17 protein-coding genes are annotated in these 19,173 nt (G+C 70.3%); 9 read left to right on the top strand and 8 right to left on the bottom strand.

All coding sequences use genetic code 11. The annotated features are described in order from the left end of the window. Window positions 1–55 precede the first annotated feature (55 nt). From ACWFRJ_RS21345 to ACWFRJ_RS21330, 4 genes are all read left to right on the top strand, one after another. On the top strand, window positions 56–1,312 hold the full coding sequence (locus ACWFRJ_RS21345) for a low temperature requirement protein A (RefSeq protein WP_453532944.1): 1,257 nt from the start codon (window positions 56–58) through the stop codon (window positions 1,310–1,312). A 46-nt stretch (window positions 1,313–1,358) separates the two neighbouring features. Continuing rightward, on the top strand, window positions 1,359–2,528 hold the full coding sequence (locus ACWFRJ_RS21340; RefSeq protein ID WP_453532942.1) for a P1 family peptidase: 1,170 nt from the start codon (window positions 1,359–1,361) through the stop codon (window positions 2,526–2,528). 164 nt (window positions 2,529–2,692) lie between these two features. Next, complete coding sequence (locus ACWFRJ_RS21335; RefSeq protein WP_453532940.1) at window positions 2,693–3,922, top strand: L,D-transpeptidase; 1,230 nt, start codon at window positions 2,693–2,695, stop codon at window positions 3,920–3,922. 164 nt (window positions 3,923–4,086) lie between these two features. After that, the gene (locus ACWFRJ_RS21330; RefSeq protein ID WP_453532937.1) at window positions 4,087–4,878 is read left to right on the top strand and encodes a DUF6227 family protein; all 792 of its coding nucleotides are present in this window, start codon (window positions 4,087–4,089) and stop codon (window positions 4,876–4,878) included. Window positions 4,879–4,896: 18 nt separating this feature from the next. On the opposite strand, the gene ACWFRJ_RS21325 is transcribed toward ACWFRJ_RS21330, so the two are convergent. The 5 genes from ACWFRJ_RS21325 to ACWFRJ_RS21305 all read right to left on the bottom strand — a co-directional run bounded on the left by ACWFRJ_RS21325 (window position 4,897) and on the right by ACWFRJ_RS21305 (window position 10,403). Further along, the gene (locus ACWFRJ_RS21325; RefSeq protein ID WP_389904848.1) at window positions 4,897–5,151 is read right to left on the bottom strand and encodes a hypothetical protein; all 255 of its coding nucleotides are present in this window, start codon (window positions 5,149–5,151) and stop codon (window positions 4,897–4,899) included. Between the two features lie 148 nt (window positions 5,152–5,299). Further along, window positions 5,300–7,291: a PTS fructose transporter subunit IIABC gene (locus ACWFRJ_RS21320; RefSeq protein ID WP_453532934.1), complete on the bottom strand. Its 1,992-nt coding sequence runs from the start codon at window positions 7,289–7,291 to the stop codon at window positions 5,300–5,302. A 91-nt stretch (window positions 7,292–7,382) separates the two neighbouring features. After that, on the bottom strand, window positions 7,383–8,330 hold the full coding sequence (gene pfkB, locus ACWFRJ_RS21315; protein WP_453533521.1) for a 1-phosphofructokinase: 948 nt from the start codon (window positions 8,328–8,330) through the stop codon (window positions 7,383–7,385). A 74-nt stretch (window positions 8,331–8,404) separates the two neighbouring features. Next, window positions 8,405–9,166, bottom strand: coding sequence for a DeoR/GlpR family DNA-binding transcription regulator (locus tag ACWFRJ_RS21310; protein WP_453532931.1), 762 nt, complete (start codon window positions 9,164–9,166; stop codon window positions 8,405–8,407). A 526-nt stretch (window positions 9,167–9,692) separates the two neighbouring features. Further along, window positions 9,693–10,403: a TetR/AcrR family transcriptional regulator gene (locus ACWFRJ_RS21305; protein WP_453532928.1), complete on the bottom strand. Its 711-nt coding sequence runs from the start codon at window positions 10,401–10,403 to the stop codon at window positions 9,693–9,695. 135 nt (window positions 10,404–10,538) lie between these two features. Here ACWFRJ_RS21305 and ACWFRJ_RS21300 point away from each other — a divergent pair, with 135 nt between their 5' ends. Next, window positions 10,539–11,801, top strand: coding sequence for an extracellular solute-binding protein (locus tag ACWFRJ_RS21300; protein WP_453532925.1), 1,263 nt, complete (start codon window positions 10,539–10,541; stop codon window positions 11,799–11,801). Window positions 11,802–11,846: 45 nt separating this feature from the next. On the opposite strand, the gene ACWFRJ_RS21295 is transcribed toward ACWFRJ_RS21300, so the two are convergent. After that, window positions 11,847–13,409 (bottom strand): MFS transporter, encoded by a 1,563-nt coding sequence (locus ACWFRJ_RS21295; protein WP_453532923.1) that lies wholly within the window; start codon window positions 13,407–13,409, stop codon window positions 11,847–11,849. 62 nt (window positions 13,410–13,471) lie between these two features. Here ACWFRJ_RS21295 and ACWFRJ_RS21290 point away from each other — a divergent pair, with 62 nt between their 5' ends. Continuing rightward, window positions 13,472–14,515, top strand: coding sequence for a helix-turn-helix transcriptional regulator (locus tag ACWFRJ_RS21290; RefSeq protein WP_453532920.1), 1,044 nt, complete (start codon window positions 13,472–13,474; stop codon window positions 14,513–14,515). A gap of 224 nt (window positions 14,516–14,739) precedes the next feature. Here ACWFRJ_RS21290 and ACWFRJ_RS21285 read toward each other — a convergent pair whose 3' ends face one another. Beyond that, window positions 14,740–15,747: a sigma-70 family RNA polymerase sigma factor gene (locus tag ACWFRJ_RS21285; RefSeq protein WP_453532917.1), complete on the bottom strand. Its 1,008-nt coding sequence runs from the start codon at window positions 15,745–15,747 to the stop codon at window positions 14,740–14,742. 184 nt (window positions 15,748–15,931) lie between these two features. Between ACWFRJ_RS21285 and ACWFRJ_RS21280 the strand changes: the two genes are divergently transcribed. Both ACWFRJ_RS21280 and ACWFRJ_RS21275 read left to right on the top strand, forming a co-directional pair. Beyond that, window positions 15,932–16,489, top strand: coding sequence for an N-acetyltransferase family protein (locus ACWFRJ_RS21280; protein WP_453532914.1), 558 nt, complete (start codon window positions 15,932–15,934; stop codon window positions 16,487–16,489). Between the two features lie 80 nt (window positions 16,490–16,569). Continuing rightward, window positions 16,570–17,628 carry a questin oxidase family protein gene (locus ACWFRJ_RS21275; RefSeq protein WP_453532911.1) on the top strand — a complete coding sequence of 353 codons (1,059 nt, stop codon included), beginning with the start codon at window positions 16,570–16,572 and terminating at the stop codon, window positions 17,626–17,628. A 26-nt stretch (window positions 17,629–17,654) separates the two neighbouring features. Here the strand turns inward: ACWFRJ_RS21275 and ACWFRJ_RS21270 are convergent, their stop codons facing one another. Continuing rightward, window positions 17,655–18,443, bottom strand: a complete 789-nt coding sequence (locus tag ACWFRJ_RS21270) for a dioxygenase family protein (protein WP_453532908.1) — start codon at window positions 18,441–18,443, stop codon at window positions 17,655–17,657. A 159-nt stretch (window positions 18,444–18,602) separates the two neighbouring features. On the opposite strand from ACWFRJ_RS21270, the gene ACWFRJ_RS21265 reads away from it, so the two are divergent. Continuing rightward, window positions 18,603–19,154, top strand: coding sequence for a MarR family winged helix-turn-helix transcriptional regulator (locus tag ACWFRJ_RS21265; protein WP_453532906.1), 552 nt, complete (start codon window positions 18,603–18,605; stop codon window positions 19,152–19,154). Window positions 19,155–19,173: the final 19 nt, after the last annotated feature.

Raw genomic sequence — 19,173 nt, 5'->3', positions numbered from 1 at the left:
GACCCGCTGGGCGCCGCAGCCCGAAGCGGCGGGAACTATCTGCTGTGCTGGTCCCATGACGTCCACACCACCTCCCGAGCCGGCACCGGCCCCACCTCCGGCGCCGTCCCCACCTCCCGCGCCGTCCCCACGCCCCGCACCCCCCGCCGCCCTGCGGGCCCTCCGCCCGCGGGGAAGCGAGGAGGCGCATCGGGCCGCGACTCCGCTGGAGCTCTTCTTCGACCTCTGCTTCGTCGTGGCGGTCGCGCAGGCCGGGGTCGAGCTCGTGCACGCCGTCGCCGAGGGGCACGCGGGCGAGGGCGTGCTCAATTACGCGATGGTGTTCTTCGCCCTGTTCTGGGCCTGGGTCAACTTTTCGTGGTTCGCGTCGGCGTACGACAACGACGACGTGCTCTACCGGGTCGTCACGCTCGTACAGATCGCCGGTGTGCTCGTGTTCGCCGCCGGGGTCTCCAAGGGGTTCGAGGAGCACGACTTCCTCCTCATCTGGCTCGGCTACCTGATCATGCGGGTCGCCCTCTCCTCCCAGTGGCTGCGCGTGGCCAAGTCGGCCACGGGCGTCGAGCGCACCACCGCACTGCGGTACGCGTGCGGTGTGCTGATCTGTCAGATCGGCTGGTCGGGACTGCTGTTCCTGCCCGAGGGCGGACGGCTCTGGCTCTTCCTCGCCATGGCGGTCGTGGAGATGTGCGTGCCGGTGTTCGCGGAGCGGGGCTACACCACGGCCTGGCATCCGCACCACATCTCCGAGCGGTACGGCCTGTTCACGATCATCGTGCTCGGCGAGACGATCGCCGCGGCGACCGTCGCCGTGAAGTCAGGCGCCGAGGAGCACGACGCGCTCGGCGAGGTCCTGCCCATCGCGGCGGGCGGCCTCCTGATGGTCTTCGCCGCATGGTGGATCTACTTCGTCGTGCCCATCCACGGCCACCTGAGCACCACCAACCGGAAATCCTTCCTCTGGGGTTACGGGCACTACTTCATCCTCGGCGCTGCCGCCGCGATCGGGGCCGGGATCGAGGTCGCGGTCGAGGAGGCCGTCGGCAAGGCGCACATCTCGACGCTCGCCGCGTCCGCAGCCGTGACCGTTCCGATGGCGCTGTATCTCCTCACCGTCTGGCTGCTGCACTCCCGTTACTACAAGGTGGGCCTCGCCCAGCAGCTCGTTCTGCCCGTCAGCGCGGTGGTGACCCTCGCGAGTACGTTCGCGGGCAGCTGGGCCGTCCTGGTCGCGGGGCTCGTGGCGACGGCCACCGTCGCGACCGGCACGACGCTCACCAGCCGCATGGCCCGCAGGGAGGCAGCCACGTAGCTCTCGCTGCCTCGCGCCAACTCCGGCGCGTGATACGCAAGTCGGCATGGATTCCTCCCGCTCCCTCGCCTCCACCGCCTCCCCCTCCTCCCCCTCCTCCCCCTCCTCCCTCACCGATGTCCCCGGCCTCCGCGTGGGCCACGCCACCCGTACCGCCCCGACACACGAAGGCCATCTCACCGGAACCACCGTCGTGCTCGCCCCGGTGGGCGGCGCAGTAGCGGCCGTGGATGTGCGCGGCGGCGGTCCCGGCACCCGCGAGACGGACGCCCTGGACCCGCGCAACCTGGTGCAGCGCGTCGAGGCCGTCGTGCTGACCGGCGGCAGCGCGTACGGCCTGGACTCCGCGAGCGGCGTGACGGCGTGGCTGGAGGAGCAGGGGCGCGGGGTACGGGTCGGCCCCGATCCCTCCCACGTCGTCCCCGTGGTCCCGGCCGCCTGCGTCTTCGACCTCGGCCGCGGCGGTGACTTCACGGCGCGCCCCGACGCCACGACCGGCCGCGCCGCCGTGGAGGCCGCCGCGGGCACCGAGCCGTTCACCCCGGTCGAGGAGGGGAACGTGGGCGCGGGCACCGGTGCGGTGGTCGGCAAGGTCAAGGGCGGCATCGGCAGCGCGAGCGTCAAGCTGGAATCGGGGGTCACGGTCGCCGCGCTTGTCGTGGCGAACGCGGCGGGTTCGGGGGTCGATCCGGAGACGGGCGCGTTGTACGGGCGGTACTTCGAGGGGCGGCGGGTGGACTATCCCGCTCCGGAGGCCCACGACGAGGCAACGCGACGCCTCGCCGAAGCAGCCGCGTCCGCCGCATCGGGATCGAGCTCCGCCTCCGAGAGTGGTCCTCCTACGCTGAACACCACCCTCGCCGTCGTCGCCACGGACGCCGAACTCACCAAAGCGCAGGCGCAGAAGCTCGCCGGAACGTCGCACGACGGTATGGCGCGGGCCGTGCGCCCCGTTCATCTCCTCAACGACGGGGACACCGTCTTCGCCCTGGCGACCGGCGAGCGCCCCCTGCCGGGAGCCCCGCAGAACCCGCTCGCCCTGAACGAGATCCTCGCGGCGGGCGCGGACATGGTGACGGCGGCGATCGTCCGGGCGCTCCTGACCGCGGAATCGGTGGAGACGCCGGGCGGCAACTTCCCCTCGTACCGCGACCTCTACGACCTTCACGGCGAGCAGCCCCGCCAGAGCTCTCAGGCGCCCCAAAGCGCCATCTAAGGCAATTCCCAGGAAGTACGGCTACAAATACCCACAGACCACAGCCCGTTGGGCCGCCGACGGGCCATGCCGCTGTGCCCACCCTCACACCAAGCGGACGGAACCTTTCCGCTCGCAGGCCGCTCTTATCACCTACTGGATCAGAACGCGTACTTCGCATAAAGATGGAGCACCCCGTGACAACGTCGCACATAGCCAAGCCCCGGCGGCGCACCCTTCTGGCGGCCACCGCGCTTGCCGCCGTGGGCGCACTCTCCCTTACGGCCTGCGGCGGCGACGCGGACGCCGACGGTGACGGCAAGGACGGCAAGTCCAAGTCCCAGGGCGCCGACATCACCATCTCGGCGAAGGACGGCTCGACCGGCGCCTCCATCAACGCCACCGACGTCAAGGTCGAGGGCGGCAAGCTGACCGAGGTGAAGATGACCCTGGTCTCCACCGGGGCCGCGGTCGACGGCACGCTCTCCGGCGACGGCACGAGCTGGAAGCCCAAGGCCCAGCTCGAGCGCGGGATGAAGTACAAGATCTCGGCCGACGCGAAGGACTCCAAGGGCAAGGAAGCGACCGAGAACTCGATCTTCACCACCGTCTCGAAGGACAACAGCTTCATCGGGAGTTACACCCCCGACGGCGGCAAGGAGGTCGGCGTCGGCATGCCGGTCTCCTTCAACTTCGACAAGGCGATCACCGCGAAGCAGTCCGTCCAGTCGCACATCACGGTCACCTCCGACAGCGGTCAGAAGATCGTGGGCCACTGGTTCGGCAACCAGCGCCTCGACTTCAGGCCCGAGGAGTACTGGAAGGCCGGTTCCAAGGTCACGATGAAGATCGCCCTGGAGGGCGTGAAGGGCGCCGAAGGCGCCACCGGCGTGCAGAACAAGACCGTCAGCTTCACCATCGGCCGCGCACAGGTCTCCACGGTCGACGTGAACGCCAAGACGATGACGGTCGAGCGGGACGGCAAGGTCATCAAGACCATCCCGATCTCCGCGGGCAGCCCCTCGAACCCGACGTACAACGGCAAGATGGTGATCGCCGAGAAGTTCACCCAGACCCGGATGAACGGCGACACGGTCGGCTTCGGCGGGGAGTACGACATCAAGGACGTCCCGCACGCGATGCGCCTCTCGTCCTCCGGCACCTTCATCCACGGCAACTACTGGGGCTCGCCCTCGATCTTCGGCAGCTCCAACACCAGCCACGGCTGCGTCGGCCTGCAGGACGCACAGGGCGCGGGCGACTCCAGCACGCCGGGCGCGTGGTTCTACGACAACTCGCTCATCGGTGACGTCGTGACCGTCAAGGGCTCCCCGGACGAGACCGTCGCCCCGGACAACGGCCTCAACGGATGGAACATGTCCTGGAGCGAGTGGACGGCGGGCAGCGCCGGCTGATTTTTTCAGCCGCCGGGTCCAGCCCTCTCACCAGCGCCAACACCGCGAGCCGCACGGGAACTTGCCGTGCGGCTCGTGCGTTTTCCCGTTCCCGGGCATGATGTCCGACTCAGGGGCTACGGTATGCACTCACAAGGTGACATGTAGCAACGCCGGGAGAAACCTTGAGCGTTCCGTATGAGTACGAGACGGCGTGCGAGCCACAGTCGGCCGAGCAGAAGTCTCCGCACTCTCCGCAGGAGCATCTCGAGCGGCTTCTTCGCCGCGCCCTGAACTCCTTCGACCTGCCGGACGAGACCATAGGACGCCTGGAATCGGCTCTCGCGTACGACAGTTCGCTGCACTCCGCGCATCACAGCGCGGGCCTGCACCGCGAGACCTACCGCCACACGTGGCTGCTCGCCGACGCCTGCGCGCTCACCCTCTGGGAGCTCGTGCACAACACGGGCCCCGGCAGCCACGCCCAGTACGAGCTGTACGCGGACGAGGACGAGGCCGGTATCGCCACCGCGCGCCTGCCGCTCCCGCCCGACACGCCCGCCGGTTCCTGCGAGCAGCCGGTCGTGCTCCAGCTCCCGGTCGCCGACGAACCCCGGCACACGTACGTCCCTGACGACTCCGCCGACCACGCGCGCAGGCTGCTGCGCCGCGCGGAGAACTCGTTGGTCGAGGGGCGGCCCGGTGAGGACATCGGGCGGTTACTGCGCTCGGCGTTCGCGCACCAGATCACCCAGGCCTTCGGCCGCCCCTGCCTCGCGGGCGAGGCGCGCCTCTGCTTCTCGCTCTACGAGCACGCGTTCCTGCTCTTCGACGGCAGCGAGCTCAGCCTCTGGGAGGTCGAGCACACGGTCACGCCCGACAAGCAGCACCGGTGCGAGGTGTACGTCTCCGAGGAAGCGGCCCGCGCGGCGATGGACCAGCGCGCGCGGAGCATTCCGCAGCAGCGTACGAAGTAGCCCAGGACCGGCCGTCGTCTACGACCTGCCGTCGCCGAACTGCCGCACGAGGACGGCGAAGGCGGCCCGCTCGGCGGCCGTCAGCTCGACCGTCTCCGCGCGCGGAGGGCCCGTCTGCGCGGGCAGCGCACGCAGCGCCTGGGACTGACGCCAGACGTCCACGTCGACTCGGTCGCGACGCAGCACCCGCACCAGGCCCACGGCCCAGACTGCGGTCGCCACGGCCAGGACGGCCACGCCTGCCTGCTGGAGGATCGAGACATTCTGGAGCATGCCGCACAGTAGACAACACGATCCGGGGCTTACGACAGGGGGGTTGTAGGACTTACGTCCCGAAGTGACGCATGTCGCACAACCCCCCTCATAGGGGCCGAACAGTCAGAGCTCAGACAGAAGCCCAGATAAGAGCCCAGTCAGCAGCTCAGACAGCCGCCGGTACGCGCTCCTCCGTCACAGCTTCCTCAGCCGTGGCGCCGCTCTCCGAAGGGGCCTGCTTCCGGGTGCCCTTGAGCAGGATGACCGACACGGTCGAGACGCCGACACCGGCAAGGATCGCCACGAGGTAGAGCAGCGGCTGCCCGATGAGCGGCACCACGAAGATGCCGCCGTGCGGAGCCCGCAGCGTGCAGCCGAAGGTCATCGACAGGGCGCCGGTGACGGCGCCGCCCGCCATCGAGGCGGGGATCACCCGCAGCGGGTCGGCCGCGGCGAACGGGATCGCGCCCTCCGTGATGAAGGAGGCGCCGAGGAACCAGGCCGCCTTGCCGTTCTCGCGCTCGGTCTTGGTGAAGAGCCGGCCGCGGACCGTGGTGGCGAGGGCCATGGCGAGCGGCGGGACCATGCCGGCCGCCATCACTGCGGCCATGACCTTGAGGCTGCCCTCGGTCGGGTTGGCGAGGCCGCCGACGGCGAAGGCGTACGCGACCTTGTTCAGCGGACCGCCGAGGTCGAAGCACATCATCAGGCCGAGGATGACGCCCAGGATGATGGCGTTGGCGCCGGAGAGGCCCTCGAGCCAGTCCGTGAGCGCGCTCTGCAGCGAGGCGATGGGCTTTCCGATGACGAGGAACATCAGGAAGCCGACGACCGCCGACGAGATCAGCGGGATCACGACCACGGGCATGATCCCGCGAAGCACGGTGGGGATCTTCACGCGCTGGATGCCCATGACGACCGCGCCCGCGATCAGGCCCGCCGCGAGACCGCCGAGGAAGCCCGCGTTGATGGTGACGGCGACAGAACCGCCGACGAATCCGGGGACGAGTCCTGGCCGGTCGGCCATTCCGTACGCGATGTAGCCCGCGAGGACCGGCACCAGGAAGGCGAAGGCGAGCCCGCCGATCTGGAAGAGGAGCGCGGCCCAGCTGGTGGTGTCCGTCCACACGAAGTGCTCGGCGACGGACGGCGCCTTGTCGATCTTCCAGCCGCCGATGGCGAAGCCGAGCGCGATGAGGAGGCCGCCCGCCGCGACGAACGGGACCATGTAACTGACGCCGGACATGAGCCACTTGCGCAGCTTGGTGCCGTAGCCGTCGCCGCTGTCACCAGCGTTGTCGACGGGGCTCGGGCCGACGTCCGCGGTGGTCTCGCCACGGGCCGCCTTCGCCCTGACCTCCGCGATGAGCTCGGCGGGCCTGCTGATGCCCGCCTTCACGCCGACGTCGACGGTGGGCTTACCGGCGAAACGGTCCTTCTCCCGTACGGGGACGTCGTGCGCGAAGACGACGCCGTCCGCGGCGGCGATGACCGCCGGGTCGAGGCGGGTGAAGCCCGCGGAGCCCTGGGTCTCCACCGTCAGCTCTACGCCTGCCTCGCGGGCGGCGTTCTCCAGGGACTCGGCTGCCATGTAGGTGTGCGCGATGCCCGTGGGGCAGGAGGTGACCGCCACGATGCGGAACGGCTCCGCCGGGGCCGGGTCGTCTGCCGACTGCGGGTCGGTGGGTTCTTCCGCCGCGCTACGAGCAGCGGGCTCCCCTGCGATCAGAGCCGCAGCCGTCGCCGCGTCCTCAGCTGCCCGCAGCGCGCTCGTGAACTCCTCGTCCATCAACTGCCGCGCGAGGGAGGACAGGATCGTCAGGTGGGCGTCGTCGGCACCGGCCGGAGCGGCGATCAGGAAGATCAGGTCGGCGGGTCCGTCCGGCGCCCCGAAGTCGATGCCGTCGGCCGAGCGGCCGAAGGCGAGGGTCGGCTCGGTGACGTGGGCGCTGCGGCAGTGCGGGATGCCGATGCCGCCGTCGAGCCCGGTGGGCATCTGCGCCTCGCGGGCCGCCACGTCGGCGAGGAATCCGTCCAGGTCGGTCACCCGGCCCAGGGACACCATGCGCTCGGCGAGGGCACGGGCCGCCGCTTCCTTGTTTCCGGCGGACCGGTCGATTTCGAGGTCGACCAGTTCCGCGGTGATCATCTCGCTCATCGCGGGCTCCTTCGCACGCGTATGGCCCGGAGGGCGGGGGTGGGGACGGGGGTTGAGCTGAAAACCTTGCGGGGGTCGCAGGGGTGGGGAGTCATGACACCGGCTCCGTCAGTACGCGGTCCAGGGGGACCTCCGACGTGACCGTGACCGCGTCGGGCGCGAGGTCGGACGGGGTCGGCATCGCGCTGCCGGGAAGTTGCACCGCTGCAGCGCCGTGCGCCACCGCCGATGCGAGGGCCTTGGGTCCTGTGCCGCCCGCGATGAGGAAACCGGCCAGGGATGAGTCACCGGCGCCTACGTTGCTGCGTACGGCGTCGACCGGTGCGCTGGCGAAGTACGCACCCGAGTCGTCCACGAGCAACTGTCCGTCCGCGCCGAGGCTTGCGAGCACGGCCCGCGCGCCCAGCTCCCGCAGCTCTTCCGCCGCCTTGACCGCGTCGCCGACCGTCGCCAGGGGGCGGCCCACCGCTTCGGCGAGCTCCTCCGCGTTCGGCTTGACTACGTCGGGTCGCTCGGCGAGCGCCGCGAGCAGTGCCGGGCCCGAGGTGTCCAGGGCGATACGGGCGCCTGCCGCGTGCGCGCGGGCCACGAGATCGGCGTACCAGGAAGGGCCGAGCCCACGCGGAAGGCTGCCGCAGCAGGCGATCCAGTCGGCTCCGGCGGACCGCTCCCGCACGGCGGAGAGGAGCAGCTCGGCCTCGACCGACGTCAGTTCGGGCCCCGTCGCGTTGATCTTGGTGAGAGTGCCGTCCGGTTCGGCCACCGCGATGTTCGAGCGGGTCTGGCCCGCGACCCACACCGGCGCGACCTTGATGCCCTGCTCGTCGAGGAGCTGGTTGACGAGCGCGCCGGGCGCGCCGCCGAGGGGCAGCACGGCGAGCGTCTCCGCGCCTGCGGCTGCGACCGCCCTCGATACGTTGACGCCCTTGCCGCCCGGGTCCATCCGGTCGCCGGTGGCCCGTATGACCTCGCCGCGGTCCAGCGAGGGGACCTCGTAGGTGCGGTCGAGGGAGGGGTTGGGGGTGACGGTGAGGATCATGCGCGTACGTACCGTTTCGTTGCCGACCTGCGTATGGCTGTTGCTGCTGCTGTCCACGTTCTCGTCCGTGCCGCTCATGCCCGGATCACCTCCGTGCCGCCGCCTTCGATCGCCGCGGCGTCCTCGGGGCTGAGCCCGGTGTCGGTGATCAGCAGGTCTACATCGTCGAGACCGCCGAAGCGCGCGAAGTGCTCCTGCCCGTGCTTGGTGGAGTCCGCGAGGAGCACCACGCGGCGGGCCGCGCCGATCGCCGCGCGCTTGACGGCCGCTTCGGCGAGGTCGGGGGTGGTCAGGCCCGCTTCCGCGGAGAAGCCGTTCGCGGCGACGAAGAGGACGTCCGCGCGGATCTCCCCGTACGCCCGCAGCGCCCACGCGTCGACGGCGGCGCGCGTACGGCTTCGGACGCGGCCCCCGATGAGGTGGAGCTGGATGCCGGGGTGGTCGGCGAGGCGGGCGGCGGTGGGGAGGCCGTGGGTGACGACGGTGAAGGTCGCTTCCAGCGGGAGGGAGGCGGCGAGGCGGGCGACCGTCGAGCCCGCGTCGAGGATGACGCTGCCTTCGGCCGGCAGCTCGGCGAGGGCGGCGTGCGCGATGCGGTCCTTCTCGTCGGCCGCCGTTCCCTCTCGCTCCGCGAGGTCGGGCTCGAAGTCGAGGCGTCCGGCCGGTATGGCACCGCCGTGCACCCGGCGTACGAGGCCCGCGCGGTCCAGGGCCTTGAGGTCACGCCGGATGGTCTCGGCGGTGACCTTGAACTCCTCGGCCAGCGACAGCACGTCGACCCGTCCGCCGTCGCGCGCGAGCCGCAGGATCTCCTGCTGGCGCTCCGGTGCGTACATGTCCGTTTGCCTCCGCCTGATGCCCGAGCTTGTGGATTACCTCCGAGACTACGACCGTATTTCCGCAAAGTAAACACGTCCGGACGCACGGCAGACACAAACGGACTTTCGCCCTGGGAGTACGAGGCACAAGGGTTGCCCGCGAAGGGACCACTCCCACCCGCCCGATTGCCCCGCGTCGCCAAGGGGTGGGCGGGTGGATTGATCGGCACGGGCGGGCGGGACAGCACGGGTGCCACGAGCCGGGGCGGGCCGGGGAATACCTAGAGCAGCAGAGCCGAGCGATCCGCACCGGCGGGGGGCTGAGCGAATCGACGTCGGCAGACTCGGCAAGCAAGGCGCGACGCACCCGCAGTCGGCAACGCACGTGAGGGGACGTGCCGGTATGTCTGCCCGGAGCACGGCACACAGCACTCCCCCCACCGAAGCGGGCAACGACCAGTAGCGGATAGCGAGGACGGACATACCGGCGCGGCCCCGCCCCCAAGACGAACCCGCACCGCAGGACCCGCACCCCCACACCCGCCTACGGCCAGCGAAAGCCCTCCAGGGCCTCGATGCAGCGTTCCGCCAGGGCCGCAGGCCCGCCCGCACCCCCGGCCGGGGCGTCGCTAGACGCCCACGTCTCCACCGCCACCCGCACCGCCGCACTGGCGACCCCCGCCACGAGCCGCAGCTCCAGCGAAGGCACCTGCGCCCGCGCCCGCAGCACCCCGCGCCCCTCCCGCTCGGCCAGCACAGAGATCAGCGTCTCCTCGGAGGCGTGACAGGCGTCCGACCACACCGCGCGGAGAGCGGCACTCTCCCCCGCCATCCGCAGCAGCGCCCGCACCCACTCCAGCGCCTCCGCGTCCCCGATGGCGACCCCCGGCGCGGCGTCGCTGTCCGGGACCAGCGCCCGCGCCGCCGCATGCCGCAGCGCGTCCCGCACGGAGAGACCCGCGGGGGCGGCCCGTACCGCCTCGGCCCACTGCTGCGCGCCGGCGGCGAAGAGCGGGGCGACGGCCTCCTCCTTCGTCGCGAAGTAGCGGTAGAAGGTGCGGGGCGCGACGCCCGCCGCGCGGGCGATGTCCTCGGCGCGGGTGGCCCGCAGCCCGTCCTCGACGAAGAGCGCGGCCGCGGTACGGGCGATGTCCAGGCGCGTCTCCGCCTTGCGGCGCTCGGTGAGCGAGCCGAGCGAATCAGGCGAGCCGAGTGAATCAGGCGAATCGGGCGAGTTGAGTGAACTTGCGGGCATGCGAGGCAGGTTATGCCAGCGGACGGACAGGAGGACCGACCACTCAGATGTCTAGGCACATTCTGCCTGTGTGACAGAATCTGCCACCACATCAATACGGTGAGATCAAGTACGTCCAAGAAGGTGGCAAGCCCGGTGCGTCGTCGACAGTTCCTGACCAACTCGGCCGGTCTCACCGGCGCCTCCGCCCTCGGCCTCGGGCTCACCGCCTGCGCATCCGGCAGCGACGACACCACCACCCTCAAACTCCTCGTCGCCAGCTACGACAAAAGCGTCGGCTCCTCCATCGGCGACCAGTGGGACGGCTTGGTCACCGCCTTCGAGAAGGCGCACCCCGCCGTCAAGATCGCCCTGGAACGCGTCCCCTTCGACAAGCTCGACCGGACCCTCGCCCGCCGGGTGAAGGACGGCAGCGCCCCCGACATCGCCCAGTCGAACGTCTTCGCCCCCTACGCCGAGGACGACCAGCTCTACGGCGCGTCCGACCTCTTCGACATCCGCACCGAGGCCGACTTCACCCGCTCGTACGCCGAGGCGGGCTCGGTCAAGCACGTCCAGTACGGCATCCCCTTCCTCGCAAGCACCCCACGCCTCTTCTACAACACGGCCCTCTTCAAGCAGGCCGGCATCAGCGGCGCCCCCACCTCCTGGGACGAGCTGCGATCGGCGGCGCAGGCATTGAAGGGGATCGGAGTGAAGACGCCGTACGGGCTGCAACTGGGCCCCGAGGCCGCCGAGGACGAGGCCCTGTCCTGGATGCTCGCGGACGAAGGCGGCTACGCGGCCCTGGCCACCGGCTACGACTTCCACACCGCGAGCAACGTCCGGACGCTGACCTGGCTGCGGGACGAACTTGTGGCGAAGGGGCTCGCGGGCGCCGACCCGGCGGGGCTCAACAGGACGGCCGCGTACGAGCAGTTCATGCGCGGCGGCATCGGGATGCTGATCGCTCACCCGGTACTCATGGGCGCCGCCGACAAGGTCAAGTTCCCTTACGCGCACGCCGCGTTCCCCACGCGCCGAGGCGGGGCGGTTGCGCCGGTGGGCCTGAGCGACTGGCTCATGGCGTTCAAGCAGAACGGCCACAGCGACGCCTGCGGCAAGTTCCTCAGCTATCTCTACGGCCGCAAGTCGGCGAAGGCGTACGGCGGCGGCCAGGCCGCGCTCCCGGTGACCAGCTCCGCGTCGTCGGCTCTGCGCGCTGACGCGGCACAGCGTCCGCTGTGGAAGTTCATCGACCAGATGCCGCAGGCCCAGTTCCAGCCGGTCGGCCTGCGCTCGTGGCCCACGGTCCGGACGGCCATCCGCGAGGAGATCGGGGCCGCTGTCACCAAGGGCGGCGACCCCGGTGCCGTACTCAAGTCCCTCGACGCGAAAGCGGCCCGGGCGGAGCTCTAGGCTCCACCCGGGACGCGCCCCGCGCACACCTCTCAGGAGGTCGGCTCAGGAGGTCAGCGCGGGCTCACGCTCGGGGAGTTCACCGGACGGCGACCCGGCGGACACGTCCTCGCTGCCGCCGCCCTCGCCCTCACCACCCTCGACGTGCTGACGCGGCTTGCCCGGCAGGGCGAACATCAGCAGGAAGATGACGGCGAGCACGCCGACGACCCACCACAGCGAGTTCTGGAACGCGCCCACGATCTCCATGGGCACCTGGCTCCGCGCGGCCTTCTCGTCGATCGCGCCGAAGAACACCACGGAGACCAGGCCGAGTCCGAGCGCCGTGCCCATCTGCTGCACGGTGTTCAGGAGACCGGACGCGGACCCCGAGTGCTCACGCGGCACGTCGGAGAGGATGGCGTCCGTCAGAGGCGCGACGATGAACCCCATACCGGCGCCCATCACGACCAGCGGCAGCGCCATCTGCCAGGACGCGATGTCCTTGCCGTACCGGTCGGCCTCCCAGATGTAGAGCAGCACCCCCGTGGCCATGATGAGCGCGCCGCCCTGCAGCACCTTGCGCCCGAAGCGCGGCACGAGCTTCTGCACGGACATACCGGCCGCCGCCGATACCGCGATCGAGAACGGCACCCCGGTCGTGCCCGCACGCAGCGCGCTCCAGCCGAGCCCCTCCTGCATGTACAGGGTCCAGACCAGGAAGAAGATGCCCATCGAGACACCGAACACGGTCTGCACCGCGATGCCCGCCGCGAAGCTCTTCACCTTGAACAGGGACAGCTCCACCAGCGGCGAACCGTCCTTGGCCGCCTTCGCCTTCTCGTACGCGATGAGCGCGCCGAAGACGACGAGGCCGCCCGCCATCATGGCGTAGCCCCACAGCGGCCAGTCCAACTCCTGCCCACGGGTGAGCGGGTAGAGCACCATCAGCAGGCCGAGCGTGACGAGGACGACGCCGACGAGGTCGAGCTTGAGTGCCTTCGGCGCCTTGGACTCGGTGATGAACTTGCGCCCCAGGATCAGTCCCGCGATACCGACGGGCAGGTTGATCAGGAAGATCGGCCGCCACTCGAGACCGAAGATGTTCCACTGGGTGAGGAGCGCGCCGAGCAGCGGTCCCGAGACCGCGCCGAGCCCCACGATCATCCCGAAGAGCCCGAAGACCTTGCCCCGCTCGTGCGCGGGGAAGGTGGCGTGCACGATCGACAGGACCTGCGGCACCATCATCGCGGCCATGCCGCCCTGCAGAATGCGCGACGCGACCAGCATCTCCGGGTTCGCGGCGAACCCGCAGAGCGCGGAGGCGAGCGTGAAGCCGCCGATCCCTATGAGGAACATCCGCTTGCGCCCGTGGATGTCGCCGAGCCGCCCGCCGGTGATCAGTCCGGCCGCGAACGCGAGCGCGTACCCCGCGGTGATCCACTGGATCTGGCTGTACGAGGCGCCGGCGTCCCGCTGGATGGAAGGGATCGCGATGTTGACGATGGTGACGTCGACGAGGTCCATGAAGGCCGCGGTCATCACGATGGCGAGGGCGAACCAGCGGCGCCGGTCGGCGGCGGCTGCCGCCGTTCCGGTCGGTGCTGTGGCAGGGCTGCTGTAAGTCATGAGTGGAGACTAGAAGCCATATAGGCCAGTACGTGTCCTAGATGCGCGGCATCCTGGACGACATGACTTCGACTTCGGGCACGGCTTCGGGCACAGCTTCGGGTACGACCTCGGGCACAGCTTCGGAAAGGTCCGGCGGTACGGACACCCCTGCGCGGCTGCTGCAACTCCTCTCGCTCCTCCAGACCCCGCGCGAGTGGCCGGGCGGGGAGCTGTCCGACCGGCTCGGCGTCAGCCGCCGTACCGTGCGGCGCGACATCGACCGGCTGCGGGACCTCGGCTATCCGGTGCAGGCGAGTCAGGGGGCGACGGGTGGGTATCGCCTGGTCGCGGGGAAGGCGATGCCGCCGCTCGTCCTGGACGACGAGGAGGCGGTGGCGATCGCCGTGGGTCTGCGGGCGGGGGCGGGGCACGCGGTGGAGGGGGTGGAGGAGGCGTCGGTGCGGGCCCTGGCGAAGCTCGAGCAGGTGCTGCCCTCGCGGCTACGTCATCGCGTCCAGGCGCTCCAGATCGCCACGACGCCGCTGACCAGCGGGGACGGTGCCAGTATCGCGCCCGAGACGCTCACGGTGATGGCGTCCGCGGCGGCGGGCCAGGAGCGTCTGCGCTTCGCGTACCGCTCCGGCGACGGTACGGAGTCCCGGCGTCTGACGGAGCCGCACCGTCTGGTGTCGACGGGGCGGCGCTGGTATCTGGTCGCGTACGACATCGACCGCGACGACTGGCGCACGTTCCGGGTGGACCGGGTGTCGTCCCCCTTCGCCACCGGCGCCCGCTTCGTGCCGCGCGAGCTGCCCACGGGGGATGCCGCGGAGTACATCCGCCGGTCCATGTGGCGGGGGCAGCCTTCGTACGCGATCGACGTGACGTTCGCTGCCTCCGCGGAGGCCGTCGCGGGGGCGTTCCCTTCGGCGCTCGGCACGCCTGAGCCTCTTACGGACTCCACGTGTCGCCTCCGCTCGACGGTGACGGACGCCGTCGACTGGCTGGCCGTCCGCCTGGCCATGACCGGCTGCGATTTCGTGGCCCACGAGCCGCCTGAGCTTGTGGCGTCCCTGCGGGGCCTGGGCTCCCGCTTGACGCGGGCGTCTTCGCCCCCGGAGTAGGACCGCGGGCCGGTGGAGCGGGAACACTTTCCCGCGCTTCGCGCGGAGGTCTCCCACCCACACACCACCCGTTACCCGGGGTAATCGGGCGGGTGGGCGGGAGACCTCCGCGCGGAGCGCGGGAAGTGCCCCCCACCCCACCGCAAGAGAACAGAAATGAGCCCCGGTGCCGGGGGGGGGATGGCACCGGGGCTCAGTCAGTGGGCGGGGTCGAGGCGGGCCGCCTAGGCCGCCGCGTCGAACCCCGTGTCCCGAGCCATCTTCTTCAGCTCGAGCAACGCATGCTTCTCGATCTGACGGATCCGCTCCCGCGTAAGCCCATGCTGCTTGCCGACCTCGGTGAGGGTCCGCTCGCGGCCGTCCTCGATGCCGTACCGCATCTTGATGATGGAAGCCGTGCGCTGGTCGAGGCGGCCGATCAGGTCGTCCAGTTCCTCGCTGCGCAGCAGGGTCAGGACGGACTGCTCGGGCGAGACCGCGGAGGTGTCCTCGAGCAGGTCACCGAATTGCGTGTCCCCGCTGTCGTCCACGCCCATGTTCAGCGAGACCGGGTCACGCGCCCAGTCCAGGACGTCGACCACACGCGCCGGCGTGGAGTCGAGCTCCGCGGCGACCTCTTCCGGCTCGGGGTCGCGCCCGTTCTTCCGGTTGAACTCGCGCATGACCCGGCGGATCCGCCCCAGCTCCTCCACCAGGTGGACGGGGAGACGGATGGTGCGCGACTGGTCGGCTATGGAGCGCGTGATGGCCTGGCGGATCCACCACGTGGCGTACGTGGAGAACTTGAAACCCTTGGCGTAGTCGAACTTCTCGACCGCGCGCACCAGGCCCGCGTTCCCCTCCTGGATCAGGTCGAGGAGGGGCAGACCGCTCCTCGGGTAGCGGCGGGCCACAGCGACGACGAGCCTCAGGTTCGACCGGATGAAGACGTCCTTCGCCCGCTCGCCGTCGGCGACCAGCGCCTCCAGCTCCTCGCGGGACGCGGCGGCGCCGGAGACGGAGTCCTCGATCTCGCCGTCGATTATCTTCCGGGCGTACACACCGGCCTCGATGATCTGGGACAGCTCGACTTCCTTGGCGGCGTCGAGAAGCGGCGTACGCGCGATCTCGTCGAGGTACATGCCGACCAGGTCGCGGTCGGCGATCTCCCCGCCTACGGCGCGAACACTGCGTGCCGCGTCGGTCTCGCCGGTGGAGGCGGACTTACGACGGGCGACGGCACGGGTTGCCATGCGTGCTCCCTTGCGTGTGGAGGTCCTGGTCGGCCCTTTTCACGGGCCTCTGTGGTGGAAACCACACCCTCGCGGGTGCCCTGCTTCCGATGGAAACAACGACTGGAATCCGGACAGAATTCCCAAGCCGCGCACCTATTTTCCTGGCGTTGCAGTACCCTGTGCCGCCACATGGGGAGGCCAGATGCCGTCGGAACGTACAGAGGTGCAGGTCAGGCCGGGCACGGAGGCCGATCTCGGGGCTCTGACCGATATCTACAACCACTATGTACGTGAGACGGCGATCACGTTCGACACAGCCGTCTTCCTGCCAGAAGAGCGCCGCCCTTGGCTGCTCTCCCATCCTGAAGACGGCCCCCACCGCCTATTGGTTGCCCAGGAGCGGGATTCCAGCCGCCCGAGTCCCGGACTGATCCTCGGATACGCCACCAGTAGTCCTTTCCGAACGAAGCCCGCGTACGCCACCTCTGTGGAAGTCAGCGTCTACTGCGCACCGGATGCCGCGGGCCGTGGCATCGGCACCCTGCTCTACAAGACGCTCTTCGAGGCCCTGGAGGGTGAGGACCTGCACCGCGCCTACGCCGGGATCGCCCAGCCGAACGACGCGTCGCGCCGCCTCCACGAACGCTTCGGCTTCCGGCACGTCGGCACGTACCGCGAGGTCGGCCGGAAGTTCGGCCGCTACTGGGACGTCGCCTGGTACGAGCGTCCCCTCGGCCCTCAGCCGCCAAGCGGGACCTAGGTCCCGCAGGCGCCGTCCTAGGTCCTGACCTAGTCCGCAAGGCCGTTACGCCCCGCTCGCGCCCCGCCTACCGTCCCCCCATGGACGCCACAGCCGACACCACCGCCGACACCACCGGCACCCTCGACGAGGCCCTGCAGCGCCTGCACGCCTCGGGCCCCGAGCGGCTGGGGCGGCTCACCAACCACGCGCCGATGGCCGTCGAGGCGCTCGCCGCGCACGGCCTGACCGGCGGGATCCACCGCTGGCTTGAGCTGTACGCGCCGAGGCTGGAGGAGTACCCGAGCGCGATCGAGTCAATCACCGGCGACAACTGGCGCGCCGCCCTCGGTGATCCGCGCCGCGCGGCGGACTGGATCGCATATTTCGAAAGAGAGATCGGAGGGAGCGGCGAGAGCGGCGAACGTCCGTGGCGTGACGTCCTCGCCGCGTGGTGGCCCCGCCTGCTGCCCGGCATGTACGGCGGCTCGACGCACCCGGTGATCCGGGTGGGCCACGCGGTGCGCACCCTCCTGCGCGGGGAGGAGACCCAGCCCCGCCGCACCGAGCTCGCCCACGGCCTCGGCTACTGGGCCGCCCGCCACCACCCCACCACCGGCATCGCACTCCTGACAGTAAGTACTGGCACCGCAGCCGCCGCCCTCGACGCCGTCGAGCCCATCCCCGACAGGGACAGCGGCAGCTTCCCCGCCAGGCTCGGCCGGGTCGCGGGCCTCCCCACGTGGGCCGCCGACGTGACCGACCCCGACGAGGCGCACCGCAGGCTCACCGAGCTGGTGCGCGCGGCCACTCACCGGTACGCCACCCACGGCCACGGCGAGGAGACCATGCTGGTGCACGCGTCGACCGCGCCCAACGCCGTTCTGCGCGCCCTGCCCGCACTGCCCCGCACCTTGTGGGCGCCGAGCCTGCACGCGGCCTGGACGGCATCGGCCGCCGTGACCTCGATGTACGCCCCTGACGCCCCGGTCGCGTACACCGCACCCGGCACCTTCGCCCCCGAGGAGGTCTTCGAGCGGGCCCTCGCGCACGGCGACGAGCACGTCATCAAGTTCACCGACACGGCGCTCGACGTGGGCGACGAGCAGGCCCTGACGGCGGCCCTGCGCGCGATCGAGATCAGCGAGCCGCTGACCTAGCGCGGACCTGCCACACAGCACACAGGTCAGCCGAACTGCACCGACCTCTTGGCAAGCCCCATCCAGAACCCGTCGATCACGCTCCGCTGCCGCTGCCCGCCCAGATCCCCCGAGGCCTCGGCGGCCCCCAGCGTCACGAACAGGGGCGCGAAGTGCTCCGTACGCGGATGCGCGAGCTCGCCCGCCGGAGACTTGTGCCGGAAGTCGAGGAGTCCGTCCACATCGCCCGCGTCGAGCGCCTCGTGCCCCCACGCGTCGAACTCCACCGACCACGACGGCGTACCGCCCTGCCGCAGTGCCGCCAGGTTGTGCGTGAAGAAGCCGCTGCCGACGATCAGCACGCCCTCGTCCCGCAGCGGCGCCAGCTTGCGTCCGATGTCCATCAGGCGCCGCGGGTCGAGGGTCGGCAGGGAGATCTGGAGAACGGGGATGTCCGCGCCTGGATACATCTCGACGAGAGGGACGTACGCTCCGTGGTCGAGCCCGCGATCCGGGATGTCCTGCACCGGCGTACCGGCCCCGCGCAGCAGTTTCCGTACGGAATCAGCCAGTTGAGGGGCGCCGGGAGCGGCGTACGTCACCTGGTAGTAGTGCTCGGGGAAGCCCCAGAAGTCGTAGACCAGTGGCGCTGTCCGTGTCGCGCCGAGCGCGAGCGGGGCCTCCTCCCAGTGGGCGGAGACCATGAGGATGGCCTTGGGGCGCGGCAGCTCCGCGGACCAGGCGCGGAGCTGGTCCGGCCAGAGGTCGTCGTCGGCGAGCGGCGGTGCGCCGTGGCTGAGGTACAGGGCGGGCATGCGCTCCTGGGTTGCGGTCATGACGGCGCCTCCGAGAACCGAGAACGTGCGAAGAGCGGGCGAGGAACGGGTGAGAACGAGTGAGAACGGGCGAGGAACTATTTACTTTAACTCTCAAGCTTCCACTCGACGACGACCCTACTCCTGCATTGTTTAACTTTCAAGAAAGGGCTGCGTACAGTGGAGTACATGGACACGGCACCCACTTCTTCCCCTGACGTTCCCGACGTCCTCGACGTCCCCGACGGGGAACCGCGCTGGCTCAACGACGAGGAACAGCGCACCTGGCTTGCGTACTTGCAGGCCACCACGCTCCTGGAGGATCACCTCGATCGCCAGTTGCAACGCGACGCGGGCATGCCTCACATCTACTACGGACTCATCGTCCAGCTCTCCGTCGCCCCGCGGCGGCGGCTGCGCATGACGGAACTCGCCAAAAACTCCAAGATCACCCGGTCCCGCCTCTCGCACGCCATCGCGCGCCTGGAGAAGAACGGGTGGGTGCGCCGCGAGGACTGTCCCTCCGACAAGCGCGGCCAGTTCGCGATCCTCACCGAGGACGGGTACGACGTCCTGCGCCGGACCGCGCCGGGCCATGTCACCGCCGTACGCCAGGCGCTCTTCGACCGGCTCACCCCGGAACAGCAGAAGTCCCTCGGCGAGATCATGATGATCGTCGCCGAGGGACTTCAGCCGAAGGAGGCGGGGGCGGACCTGCCCTGGCTCCGCTGAGCCTCGCCTCCCTGTCAGA

Source organism: Streptomyces sp. NPDC055239 (assembly GCF_053606205.1).
The sequence above is the reverse complement of the archived record's forward strand: the minus strand, read 5'-3'. Positions and strand labels throughout refer to the sequence as shown.